The 13,070-nt window shown below is 53.4% G+C and carries 7 protein-coding genes; 3 read left to right on the top strand and 4 right to left on the bottom strand.

Features of this window, described 5'->3' with window-relative positions; translation table 11 throughout:
- The first annotated feature begins 11 nt into the window (after window positions 1–11).
- The 3 genes from ACS5NO_RS31420 (at window position 12) to ACS5NO_RS31430 (ending at window position 7,714) form a co-directional block, all read left to right on the top strand.
- Entirely contained in the window at window positions 12–3,332 is a 3,321-nt protein-coding gene (locus ACS5NO_RS31420) for a VCBS repeat-containing protein (protein WP_439418771.1), read from the top strand.
- A 94-nt stretch (window positions 3,333–3,426) separates the two neighbouring features.
- A complete protein-coding gene (locus ACS5NO_RS31425) occupies window positions 3,427–6,198 on the top strand; it encodes a DUF1553 domain-containing protein (protein ID WP_439418772.1) in 2,772 nt (923 codons plus the stop codon).
- 1 nt (window position 6,199) lies between these two features.
- Window positions 6,200–7,714, top strand: coding sequence for a DUF1501 domain-containing protein (locus ACS5NO_RS31430; RefSeq protein ID WP_439418773.1), 1,515 nt, complete (start codon window positions 6,200–6,202; stop codon window positions 7,712–7,714).
- Here ACS5NO_RS31430 and ACS5NO_RS31435 read toward each other — a convergent pair.
- From ACS5NO_RS31435 to ACS5NO_RS31450, 4 genes are all read right to left on the bottom strand, one after another.
- Window positions 7,701–8,993 (bottom strand): aspartate kinase, encoded by a 1,293-nt coding sequence (locus ACS5NO_RS31435; RefSeq protein ID WP_439418774.1) that lies wholly within the window; start codon window positions 8,991–8,993, stop codon window positions 7,701–7,703. The two genes, ACS5NO_RS31430 and ACS5NO_RS31435, sit on opposite strands and share 14 nt — an antisense overlap.
- Before the next feature lie 137 nt (window positions 8,994–9,130).
- Complete coding sequence (dxs, locus tag ACS5NO_RS31440; RefSeq protein WP_439418775.1) at window positions 9,131–11,065, bottom strand: 1-deoxy-D-xylulose-5-phosphate synthase; 1,935 nt, start codon at window positions 11,063–11,065, stop codon at window positions 9,131–9,133.
- 285 nt (window positions 11,066–11,350) lie between these two features.
- Window positions 11,351–12,271, bottom strand: coding sequence for a rhomboid family intramembrane serine protease (locus tag ACS5NO_RS31445; RefSeq protein WP_114407557.1), 921 nt, complete (start codon window positions 12,269–12,271; stop codon window positions 11,351–11,353).
- A 3-nt stretch (window positions 12,272–12,274) separates the two neighbouring features.
- On the bottom strand, window positions 12,275–13,051 hold the full coding sequence (locus tag ACS5NO_RS31450) for a rhomboid family intramembrane serine protease (protein WP_439418776.1): 777 nt from the start codon (window positions 13,049–13,051) through the stop codon (window positions 12,275–12,277).
- Window positions 13,052–13,070 lie beyond the last annotated feature (19 nt).

Consider the following 13,070-nt stretch of genomic DNA (forward strand, 5'->3'; position numbering starts at 1 on the left):
ACCTTGCCTGTATGAAGTACCTATTCCTCCTGCCGGTTTTCCTGTGCATCCTGGCCTGCGAGCAAAAGCCGAAGACACTCTTTACCAGCTTGCCCGCTTCGAAAACCGGCGTCCATTTTCAGAATACCGTTACCGAAAACGACTCCTTTAACCTGGTCGATTATTATTACGTGTACAATGGCGGGGGCGTCGCAGTCGGCGATTTGAATAATGACAACCTGCCCGATTTGTATTTCACCGGCAATCAGGTGGGTGACCGGATGTATTGGAACACCACCAAACCCGGTTCGGATTCGCCCACCTTCGAGGACGTGACGGACAAGGCCGGTATTCAGAAAGGCGGCTGGTCGACGGGGGTGACGATGGCGGATGTGAATGCCGACGGGCTGCTGGATATTTACGTTTGTAAGTCCGGGAATTACGCCGGAAGCCGCCGGAAAAATCAGCTCTACATCAACAAAGGGAATTTTCAGTTTGAAGAAAGCGCCGAACGCTACGGTCTGGCCGATACCAGTTACACCAACCAGGCTACGTTTTTTGATTACGACAAGGACGGTGATCTGGACGTTTTTTTGCTGACCAGTACGAATCTGGTTCGCAATCCCAACCAGGTGACGCCGGTCATTGCCGACGGTTCCGGGCTGGCCAACGACAAGCTGTTTCGCAACGATTCGGAGGCATCGGAACCCCGGTTTACGGACGTGACCAAAGCCGCTGGTATTCTGCACGACGGTTTTGGGCTGGGGCTGACGGTGTCGGATTTCAACCAGGATGGCTGGGAAGATATTTACGTCGCCAATGACTTTCTGGCAAACGATTTTCTGTACGTCAACAACCAGAACGGCACGTTCAGCGAAGTCAGCAAATCGTACTTCAAGCACCACAGCCAGTTTTCGATGGGCTGCGATGCTGCCGACATCAACAACGACGGTCTGCCGGATCTGGTCGTAGCCGACATGCTGCCCGCCGACAACGAGCAGCGCAAAAAAATGGCGGGACCGGCTAACTATCAGCAGTTTGAAAGCATCACCCGCCAAGGCTATCACCCGCAGTTTATGCGCAATATGCTGCAGGTGAACGGCGGAAAAGCCGCCGACGGTCGGATGGTTTTCTCCGAAATTGGGCAGTTTGCCGGGGTGTCGGCCACCGACTGGAGCTGGTCGCCCTTGCTGGCCGATCTGGACAACGACGGCTGGCGGGATTTGGTCATCACGAATGGCTATCTGCGCGACATTACCGACCTGGATTTTGTGTCGTTCAACGACTCCTTCGCGCAGGGAAACCGGACGCCCGAAGAAATTAATGCGTATCTACGGCAGGGCGCACCCAAAATGCCGAGCATCAAAAAAGCCAACCGATTTTTCCGAAACCGTCGCGATCTGACGTTTGATGACGTGACCGCTACCTGGTTCGGCTCGGAAACATCCCTGTCGAATGGTTCAGCCTACGCCGATCTCGACCGCGACGGTGATCTGGATTTGATTGTCAACAACATCAACCAGGACGCCTACATCCTGCAAAACGCGACCGTCAACTCGCATTACCTGCAACTGGAATTACAAGGCCCGAAACAGAACCGGTTCGGACTGGGCGCGGAGGTGACACTGTACAGCAACGGATTGACGCAAACGCATCATCAGGCCGTTACGCGGGGCTATCAATCGTCAGTCGATTACATCATTCACTTTGGTCTGGGTGCCGCAAAAACCGTTGATTCCCTGCGGATTGTCTGGCCGGATGGCAAATCGCAGACGCTGAAAAAACCGGGCATCGATCGGCTGGTAGCGTTGGATTACCGTCAAGCGGCCCAAACCGCCCGGCAACCGGAAAACCGCCCGGCCACGCTGCTGACCGACATCACAAAGGCATCCGGAATAAGGCTTACGCACCAGGAAGAATCCTATCTGGATTACAACCAGGAACCGCTTTTGCCGCACAAACTCTCGCAACAAGGTCCGAAACTGGCGGCAGGCGATGTCAACGGCGACGGTCTGGAAGATTTGTTTATCGGTGGTTCGTTCCGGCATTACGGAAAATTGCTGATTCAGACGTCGGCGGGGCGGTTTATCGAAAAACCGTATACCGATGAATCACTTCCCAAAGACGAAGAAGATGTCGGGGCACTGCTGTTCGATGCGGATGGCGATGGCGACAAGGATTTGTACATTGTTAGTGGCTCCAACGAGTATTACGACGGTTCCGAGTATTATCAGGACCGGCTGTATTTGAACGACGGAAAAGGCAAGTTTACGGCGGCAACCGACCGATTACCGGCCATCCGGCACAGTGGTTCGTGTGTGCTGGCGGTTGATGTTGACAAAGACGGTGATCTTGACCTGTTCCGGGGTGGACGATTGAAAGCGTTACAATATCCATTACCGGGCGAGAGCTATCTGTTGATCAACGATGGCGGGCGCTTTCGGAATGCAACGGATGAGCTGGCACCCAACCTGCGGAACGTCGGCATGGTGACCGATGCGGTTTGGGCCGACATTGACCGCGATTCGTGGCCGGACCTGGTGGTGGTGGGTGAAATGATGCCCATTACGGTTTTCAAAAACAACCGGGGGAAGTTGGCTCAGGTGTCTTTTGACGCGCTAAAGGGTTCGGAAGGGTTCTGGAATTGCATTCGTTCGGGTGATTTCGACCACGACGGCGATGTCGATTTTGTGATTGGGAATCTGGGGTTGAACAGCCGCTACCGGGTATCGCCCAGCCAGGCCATGCGCGTTTACGCGGGTGATTACGACAATAACGGTCGGCTCGATGCCATCGCCACGTATTATTTAGACGGCATCGAATACCCGATTGCGTCCCGCGACGAGTTGGGTCGCCAGTTGCCCCTCATCAAAAAGCAGTTTACGAATTACGCCCTCTACGCCAAAGCCAAAGTAGCCGACCTGCTGACGCCCGAACGGCAGAAAATCAGCACGGTTTTGCAGGCTTGCTGGCAGCAAAGTGTATTGTTGGAAAATACCGGTGGCAGTTTCCGGCTTCAACCCTTGCCCGCGCTGGCCCAGTGGGCGCCCATCCAGAGTTTGCTGGTGGAAGATATTGACCAGGACGGTCATCTGGACGTGCTGGCGGTCGGAAATGCGTACGATGCCGAATCGGTGGCCGGGCAGTATGATGCGATGACGGGACTCGTGCTGAAAGGCGACGGAAAAGGCGGTTTTCAGCCATTGCTATTTCCACAAAGCGGTTTTCTGGCGGATGGCGATTGCAAATTCATCGTTGGACTCAACAGCCCGGCCCAGCGGCTGATTGTGGTCTCGGTCAACAATGGACCCTTGAAGGTCTTTCGTTCCGGAAACAAGAGCCGAAAACCGTAAAATTATCCATGTAAAGCAAAATTTGCTCCATTCCGATTAGGATTATGGCTGACTAAATTTGTGTAGAACCAATACCGCCCAGTTAGGGCCGCGTATGAACACAAAAGTAATCGTCGTCAGTGGAGCCGTGGTAGGCGTGGGTCTGCTGCTCTCGTCCTTTCTGGGCTGGTTCGAGGAGCGCGTCGACTTCAACACCCAGGTCAAACCGCTGCTGAATAAAAACTGCATTGCCTGCCATGGGGGCGTCAAAAAGGCCGGGCGCTTTTCCGTCTTGTTCCGGCACGAAGCCGTTGCACCCACCAAATCGGGCAAACCCGCGATCGTTCCCGGTGACGCCGACGCCAGCGAAATGATCCGCCGGTTGACGCTAACCGATCATGACGACCGGATGCCGCTGGATGCGCCCCCCCTGAAACCCGAAGAAATTGAAACCCTCCGCAAGTGGATCGATCAGGGCGCGGAATGGGGAGATCACTGGGCCTATACCCGCATCGAAAAACCGGAAATTCCGAAAGTGGGTACGTTCTGGAGCCGCATGGGAATGGCCAAAAATGATGAAACCGACTGGGTTAAAAACGAAATCGATCCGTTTATCCTCGAAAAACTCCGGGGCCAATCGCTGAAACCGTCACCGGAAACCGACCGCGCTACGCTCATTCGGCGCGTTACCCTCGACCTGACCGGGTTGCCGCCCACCCAGCAGGAAGTGGCTGATTTTGTGAAGGATCAATCCCCGAATGCGTACGAAAAAGTGGTGGACCGGCTTCTGGCTTCACCTGCCTATGGTGAACGCTGGACATCACTCTGGCTCGATCTGGCCCGGTATGCCGATTCGAAAGGCTACGAAAAAGATACCGAACGAAAAATCTGGCGGTACCGCGACTGGGTTATCAAGGCTTTTAATCAGGATATGCCGTATAACCAGTTCACCATCGAGCAACTAGCAGGCGATTTGTTGCCCAATCCGACCGATGACCAGTTCATTGCCACCGGTTTTCACCGCAACACGATGACCAACGACGAGGGCGGCACGCAGGACGAGGAGTTTCGGGTGGCTGCGGTGCTGGACCGGGTCAACACCACCTGGGACGTGTTTCAGGGAACCACGTTTGCCTGTGTGCAGTGTCACAGTCACCCCTACGACCCGTTTGTTCACGATGAATATTACAAGTATCTGGCGTTTTTCAACAACACCCGCGACGAGGACGTTCAGACCGATACGCCGACCTTGCGATTTTTCAAGGATCAGGATTCGGTGAAAGTGGCCGAGTTGAAAAACTGGGTTTCGTCGCATACGAAGCAGCCCCAGCCGGTGCAGGAACTGGTGAATTTTGTTCGATTGACTGAGCCAAAAATCAACTCGCACGATTTTGATCAGTACGTCAACGCGTCGCTGCTGGATGCCAAATTTTTCGGCGTGCAACACGGCGGATCGGCGCGAATCAAAAGCGTCAACCTGAACGGAACCAACCGCCTGATTATGGCGATTGGAACAAATGCCGAAAAAGCGGTTTTGACGCTCCACCAGGACAGCCCGACCGGCCCGACACTATTGACGATCCCCGTACCGAAAACCGGGAGCCAGTGGCGGGATACGGTGATGATTTACGCGCTTCCAAAGGTTTCGGGGCGTCATCATGTGTATCTGACCATGGACAGCCCGAAGCAACCGAAGGATTGGACGATAATCAAATGGGTGTCGTTTCGGCCCGCCTTACCGGGAACTTCGGCAACGGTTTTGGGCGAAATGGATCACAAACTCCAGGAGGTGCTGAACGCCAAACCGGAATCAACGCCCGTACTGTACGAAGGGAAGGGCGATTTTGCCCGGAAAACGCACGTCTTCGAACGGGGTAACTGGCTCGTGAAAGGAAAACCGGTACAAGCCGACGTCCCCAAATCGCTGCCACCTTTGCCCACCGACTCAACCGGAAAACCGGTGCCCCGCAACCGCCTGGGGCTCGCGTTGTGGATGGTCAACCGCGATCATCCGCTGACGGCGCGGGTGGCCGTCAATCGCTTCTGGGAGCAACTTTTCGGAACCGGACTGGCCGAAACCGTGGAGGATATGGGAACGCAGGGCATTCCGCCCACCCACCGGGAACTGCTGGATTATCTGGCGACCGAATTTATGGAAACCGATCAATGGTCGGTGAAACGCCTGCTGAAACGGATGGTTCTGTCAGCCACTTACCGCCAGCGTTCGGAGGCTTCGGCGGATCTGGTCGCAAAAGATCCGTTTAACCGCTGGCTCGCGCGTGGCCCGCGTGTCCGGTTAACCGCCGAGCAGGTTCGCGATCAGGCCCTGGCAACCAGTGGTTTGCTGAGTTCGAAACGGTTTGGTCCGAGTGTGAAACCGTCGCAACCCGATGGCATCTGGCAATCGCCCTACAACGGCGAAAGCTGGAAACTAAGTGAGGGCGAAGACCGCCACCGCCGGGCCCTGTATACCTACTGGAAACGCACCTCGCCCTATCCGTCGATGATTACCTTCGATAGTCCAAGCCGCGAGTTTTGTCAGGTCCGGCGCATTCGGACGAACACGCCCTTACAGGCCCTCGTCACGCTGAACGATCCGGTTTTTGTCGAATCGGCGCAAACGCTGGCAGCTTTGATGCAGAAACAGGGAAAAACCGCCGACCAACAAATTCAGGCCGGTTTTCGGCAAGTCATGCAACGAAATCCGGCCCCTCAAAAATTGGCTGTGTTGGTGAAGCTGTATAAAAAAGCAGAGACCTATTATCAACAGCATCCAACCGATGCACAGAAGCTACTGGCCCACAAAGACGCCACTCCGCAGTTGGCAGCCCTGACGATTACCGCCAATACGATGCTCAATCTGGATGAGGTGATAACCAAAGAATGACATGAGAAAGCTCATCAACGAATTACAACAGGCAGCTGCCCAGCGCGAAACCCGGCGGCATTTTTTGCATACGTGTTCAACGGGTCTCGGCGCAATGGCATTGGGTTCCGTCCTGGCTAGCTGTGATTTTTTGGGGAAATCCGACGAGAAAGGTTCCTCCGTAACCAGTGCGCAACCGCTGGGTAACGACGACCGTTCCCCGACGGCGGTGCGTCCGGCGCAGTTTGCGGGCAAAGCCAAACGGGTGATTTACATCCACATGGCGGGTTCGCCATCGCAACTGGAATTGTTTGATTACAAGCCCGAACTGGCAAAATACAACGGCAAAGACTGTCCGCAGGAACTGCTGACCGGGAAAAAATTTGCGTTCATCCGGGGCGTTCCCAAAATGCTGGGTCCGCAGGGGAAATTTGCGCAACACGGTCAGTCGGGAGCCTGGGTTTCGGATTATTTGCCCCATTTGCAGGGTATGGTGGACGAAATCACGTTTCTGAAAGCCATGCACACCGACCAGTTCAACCACGCTCCGGCGCAGTTGCTGATGCACACGGGAGCCGCCCGGCTGGGACGGCCCAGCATGGGTTCGTGGGTGACCTACGGTTTGGGAACGGAAAACGATAATTTGCCCGGTTACATCGTGCTGGCGTCGGGGGGCAAGCAACCCGATGCCGGGAAGTCGGTCTGGGGCAGCGGTTTTCTGCCGTCGGTGTACCAGGGCGTTCAGTGCCGGACGGAAGGCGACCCGGTTTTGTACGTTTCCAACCCGGATGGCATGTCGCGGGATATGCGCAAAAACACCATCGATGCGATTTCAGAAATTAACCAGCAGCAATACAACGACGTCAAAGATCCAGAAATTCTGACCCGAATTGCGCAGTATGAACTGGCGTTCCGGATGCAGATGTCGGTGCCGGATGCGATGGATATTAAGGGCGAACCGCAGTATATGCTTGATCTGTACGGCGTTGACCCGAACAAAGGCTCGTTTGCCCGGAACTGTCTACTAGCCCGGCGGCTGGTGGAGCGCGGGGTGCGTTTTGTCCAGTTGTTCGACTGGGGCTGGGATTCGCACGGCACGGACACGAGCACGGCCATCGATCTGGGACTTCACGAAAAATGCCGCCAGTCAGACCAGGCCGTGGCGGCTTTGCTCCAGGATCTGAAGCAACGCGGTTTGCTGGACGACACGCTCGTGGTTTGGGGTGGCGAATTTGGCCGGACGCCGATGCAGGAAAACCGCGATGGTCAGACGCTGCCCTTCATGGGCCGCGATCACCATTTGGATGCGTTCACGGTCTGGATGGCGGGCGGTGGCGTTAAACGCGGTTTTTCATTTGGCGAAACCGATGACATCGGCTATTATGGCGTGAAGGATCAGGTACACGTCCACGATTTACAGGCGACGATTCTGCATTTGCTGGGGTTCAATCACGAAAAACTAACCTATCAGTTTCAGGGCCGTCCGTTCCGGCTGACCGATGTGGCCGGAAAGGTGGTGAAACCTATTCTGGCGTAAGTTCCAGCCTTTGGCTACTGGCTTCGTCTTTCACCACCAGTTGCACCGTATACCGGCTTTTTTGTTCCAGCAGCAGTTTTTTATGGACCAAAACCCGGTCGATGGTTTTCTCGTCGTAGTGGCGAATGGTGATGAGCTCCAGCCCCTCGTTGTAGGTAATCCGAAAGTTTTCCTGCAAATGGGGCATCAAACGGGCCAACCGCTCCGGCCGGTGGTCGACCACGACGGAAAAGCTGATGGCGGTATTTTGCATCAGGTTGATTTTCACGCCATATTCCGCAAAATGACCGAAAATCTTACTCAGATTTTCTTCCGCGATAAACGAAAAGTCTTTCGGATGCAATGATATCAGCGTCTGGTTCATCTTGAAAATGAACGACGGAACGGGCAGGTGCTTCTCAAAATGCCCGATGACCGTTCCGGGCTCCTGCGGTTGCAGAAACGACCGGACGTAGAGTGGTATGTTCTTGTTCTGTAACGGTTTGATGGTTTTCGGGTGAATAACCGTAGCGCCGTAATAGGCCAGTTCGATGGCATCTTGGTAGGTCAACTGGTCGATTTTAACGGTTTCGTCGAACCATTTCGGATCGGCGTTCAAAACGCCCGGCACATCTTTCCAGATCGTAACGCACTCAGCGTTCAGGCAATACGCAAAAATAGCCGCTGTATAATCCGAACCGTCCCGACCCAGAGTCGTGGTGTAGCCTTCGCCTGTGTTGCCAATAAACCCCTGCGTAATCACGACGCTGGTTTCGATCAGATCGGCGAGGGTGTCCGTAATGTGTTCGCCGGTTCGCTCCCAGTCTACCTTGCCTTCGCGGAAGGTATCATCCGTTCGAATTAACCGCCGGGCATCCACCCAGTAGGAGTCCAAACCGGATTGGTTCAGGTGGGCATTGAGAATGCGGGTCGACAGCAGTTCACCAAAGGAAACCAGTTGGTCATATACTTTATCCGCATGGGGTTCCGGCTCCTCGGCAAGCAGGGTTTCCAGATCGGAAAACAGCTCATAAACGCCCTCAAAAGGCTCACGGTTATCACCAGCCAAATTATCGATCACTTGTTCGTGACGCGCCCGGATGTGCTGCCAGATCGTGTCTTTGCCCGCTTCCCGGCCGAGATAGGCCCAGGTCAGCTTCTCCAGTTCATTCGTGGTTTCACCCATTGCCGACACCACCACCACCAGTTGCTTCGGTGGCTGCTGTTGAATGATTCCGGCCACGTTGCGAATTCCCTGCGCATCTTTCACCGATGCCCCGCCGAATTTAAATACCTGCATTGTCAAAAAGAAGAAATGAATACGAACGTGGCCGGATTACCGCTGCGATTGAAGAGAGGAAGTCGGTCGTTTCCGTACCCATCCATCGGTTCAATCACACTGGTAACCCGGCCACGTTACTGAGTAAGGGTTATCGTTTAAGCAGTAATGATGCGCTCGGCATAGGTTAGTTCCCGGACGGCATCAGCAATTCCTTTCGGATCGAAACCACATTCGCGGTGAAGGTCAATCTGCTCGCCGTGTTCGATCACCGCGTCCGGGATGCCCAGCCGCTTCACGCGGGCCACGTAGCCGTGGTCGGTCATGAATTCGATCACCGCACTGCCAAAACCGCCCATCACGCAGCCATCTTCAACGGTCACGACTTTGTCGTACCGCTGAAATATTTCGTGCAACATCACTTCGTCGAGCGGTTTTACAAACCGCATGTCGTAGTGTGCCGGGTGAATCATCTCGGTTTCGAGGAGGTCACAGGCGGTTGTGACGTAGTTGCCAATGGGGCCAATCGTCAGAATGGCGACGCCTTTTCCGTCCCGGATTTTACGGCCTTTTCCTACTTCAATGGCTTCAAGCGGAGTCCGCCAGTTGGGCATCACGCCTTCGCCCCGCGGGTAGCGGATGGTAAAGGCCTGTTTTCCCTGCTGAATGGTGTCCGACTGGGCCGTAAACATCAGGTTACGGAGTTCCTGCTCGTTCATCGGGCTGGCCACGATCATGTTCGGAATGCAGCGCATGAAAGACAAATCGTAGGCTCCGTGGTGCGTTGGACCATCGGCACCGGCAAAACCGGCCCGGTCGAGGCAGAAAATAACCGGCAATTCCTGAATACAGACGTCATGAATCACCTGATCGTAGGCCCGTTGCATGAACGTAGAGTAGATGTTACAGAAAACCACCTGCCCCTGTGTGGCCATTCCCGCCGAAAACGTAACGGCATGTTGTTCGGCAATGCCGACATCGAAAGCCCGGTCCGGGATGGCTTTCATCATGATGTTCATCGACGATCCCGACGGCATGGCGGGTGTTACACCCACGATTTTCTCGTTCGCTTCGGCAAGTTCCACCAATGTATTCCCGAAAACATCCTGGTATTTAGGCGGTTGCGGTTTATCATAGACTTTCTTTTTGATTTCACCCGTCACCTTATCGAACAAACCCGGCGCGTGCCATTTGGTCTGGTCTTTTTCGGCGGGGCCGTATCCTTTGCCTTTTACCGTTAGACAGTGCAGCAGTTTGGGGCCGGGAATGTCTTTCAGGTCGTTCATCACACTCACCAGATGATCGATGTCGTGGCCGTCGATGGGGCCAAAATACCGCAGGTTCAGCGATTCGAACAGGTTGCTCTGGTGAAGCAGCGACGCTTTCAGTCCGGTTTCAATTTTAGAAACAATGTCCTGCGCGCTTTTTCCGAAATTGCTCATCTTGCCCAACAAATTCCAGACTTCGTCCTTCATTTTGTTGTAGGTCGGCGAGGTGGTAATGTCCGTCAGATATTCGCGCAAGGCGCCCACGTTGGGGTCGATGGACATGCAGTTGTCATTCAGGACAATGAGCAGATCGGCTTCGGTTGCGCCGGCGTGGTTCATGCCTTCAAAAGCCAAACCGGCCGTCATCGCACCGTCGCCAATGACGGCAATGTGATGCCGTTTGGGATGGTTTTGTAGCTGCGAGGCAACCGCCATACCCAGGGCCGCCGAAATCGAAGTTGAAGAGTGGCCAACGCCAAAAGAATCATATGGACTTTCCTTCCGTTTCGGAAAACCGGAAAGCCCCTTATAAAACCGATTGGTATGAAAAGTATCCCGTCGTCCGGTTAGAATTTTATGGCCATACGCCTGATGCCCGACGTCCCAGACCAATTGATCATCCGGCGTGTTGAAAACGTAATGCAGGGCTACCGTCAATTCGACAACGCCCAGACTGGCCCCAAAGTGGCCTCCATATACCGATACATTATCGACAATGAATTGCCGTAGCTCGGCACAGACTTGTGGAAGATCGGTTTGATTCAGATTACGGAGGTCGTCCGGACTGTCAATCTTGGCGAGTAGTCTGCCGGGTGTGATCAACATAGTAGGTTGGATGCTATAGAATGTTTTTCATAAACTACGTGTGGTAACAAACTGTTTCACAGCGTTCATTCATGAAATGAGTATCAGGCAAAAGTACAAAAAAAATACAAACTGCACAGTGATTGCCCAGATTCCGGACAAATGGCTTACAGAATTGATACAGGGTCAAAAAGCACGCTAAAATCGGGTTCCAGCGTGCTTTCAGCTAAAGTTTATCGAACAGTATGTATTCTTTCCCTCTAAAAACCGTCACCGAAAATTCGCGAGAAAAATACAATTTAGATTCTATCCACGCTGGCTCGCCCGGAAAAGTTTCTGTTTCTCTTCACGAGTCAGGCTTTCATAACCGGAACGGGATATTTTATCCAGAATCGCGTCAATTTCATCCTGATCCGGCATCGCAACCGCCGAAGGAGACGACGGAGCCGCGTAAGCTCCGGTGCTCAGGCTGGCACTACTGCGCTGACGGTAAGACACTTTAACCGGCGGTTTTTTCCGAAACAGGCTTTGCCAGCCGTCCATCACCCAATAAATAGGCTGCCCCAGATCCGTTCCATTCTGAAGCATTTTGATGAACAGAAATCCGACCAAAGCGCCCCCCAAATGGGAAAGATCGCCCCCGGCATTCGGACCAATGGACCGGGCCAGCGACAGAACAATGTAGAAGAAGGCAATGTATTTGATCCGAACCGGACCAAAAAACAGCAGATGAAAGGTATAGTTGGGTAGCAGTGTTGAAGCCCCAACCGCGACGGAAAAAGCCGCAGCCGACGCGCCCAGCATCCGGGAGTCACCCACCTGCTCCTGGAAATAGGGGAGGAGGTTGTAGATGGCCATATAAGCCAGACCGCCCGCCAAACCGCCCAGCATGTAGAGCGCCACCAGCCGGCGATTTCCCAGGTATTCGTCGATCAACCGGCCAAACCAGTATAGGAAGAGCATGTTGAACAGAATGTGAAAGACGTCTTCGTGGGTAAAGAAGTACGTGATCATCGTCCACGGCTTCGTGATGAAGGTTCCCAGGGCAGCCGGTAACCGCAGTTGATCGACAATCAGATTGTAGACTCCTGACATCTCTGCCAGCGTCAGAATGACTTTCAGGATCAACAACAGCAGAAAGACAATGGTATTAACAAGAATCAACTGCACCAACGTGTTGTTGGGTTTGTTGAATTCGCTCCGGAAGTCATCTAACAGTCCACTCATTACTCAATAAAAATTATTTCGTTGCTTCCCCCAATATTTCACCAATATAAAAGCAAACAGCATACCGCCAATATGAGCAAAATGCGCCACATTGTCGGACTGTGCCCGATAAATGCCCGAATACAATTCATACGCACCGTAAAACGCCACCAGGTATTTCGCCTTGATGGGGATCGGTGGAAATAAAAGGAAAAGTTCGGTATTTGGGAATAATAATCCAAATGCCATCAAGATTCCAAAAATCGCTCCCGACGCCCCAACCATCGGTACCGCCAATTGCTGCTCGTAATACGTTTGAATCAGTTGCACCGCCCCTCTTCGATACGCTGGGTCCGTTGGGTTGTCTTCAAACACGCGTAAAAAATTATCCCCCTGACTCAACAGGCCCCGATCCGACAAAAATAACTCCAGCGACTCGGGGGTTGGGTTACTTTGGAAAGCAGCCACTGCATCTCGTAACTGGCTGGCTTCAAAATAGTTTATGCCCAGAAATAATAATCCGGCTCCAACGCCGGTAATAAAGTAAAAAATCGTAAACCGTTTGCTCCCCCAAACCTGCTCAAGCATCGGGCCAAAGAAAAATAAACCCAGCATATTACTGAAAATGTGACCAAAATCAGCATGTAGAAACATGTAGGTTACAAACTGATGGGGTGCAAAGGCCGGTGAGAGAAACGAATAGAGTCCAAACGTACTGATCAGATCGATTCCCAACGCTTTTACAATAAATAAACCAACATTAATAAGCAACAGCGTCCTGACGACCGGCGTAAGATTCATAAAGTTGTAACGTTTTCTT

Source organism: Larkinella fluvii (assembly GCF_051857545.1).
Classification (GTDB): Bacteria; Bacteroidota; Bacteroidia; order Cytophagales; family Spirosomataceae; genus Larkinella.

Coding starts and splice junctions, on each gene's coding strand:
- ACS5NO_RS31420 (WP_439418771.1), top strand. CDS start 12: ATGAAGTACCTATTCCTCCTGCCGGTTTTCCTGTGCATCCTGGCCTGC.
- ACS5NO_RS31425 (WP_439418772.1), top strand. CDS start 3,427: ATGAACACAAAAGTAATCGTCGTCAGTGGAGCCGTGGTAGGCGTGGGT.
- ACS5NO_RS31430 (WP_439418773.1), top strand. CDS start 6,200: ATGAGAAAGCTCATCAACGAATTACAACAGGCAGCTGCCCAGCGCGAA.
- ACS5NO_RS31435 (WP_439418774.1), bottom strand. CDS start 8,993: ATGCAGGTATTTAAATTCGGCGGGGCATCGGTGAAAGATGCGCAGGGA.
- dxs (WP_439418775.1), bottom strand. CDS start 11,065: ATGTTGATCACACCCGGCAGACTACTCGCCAAGATTGACAGTCCGGAC.
- ACS5NO_RS31445 (WP_114407557.1), bottom strand. CDS start 12,271: ATGAGTGGACTGTTAGATGACTTCCGGAGCGAATTCAACAAACCCAAC.
- ACS5NO_RS31450 (WP_439418776.1), bottom strand. CDS start 13,051: ATGAATCTTACGCCGGTCGTCAGGACGCTGTTGCTTATTAATGTTGGT.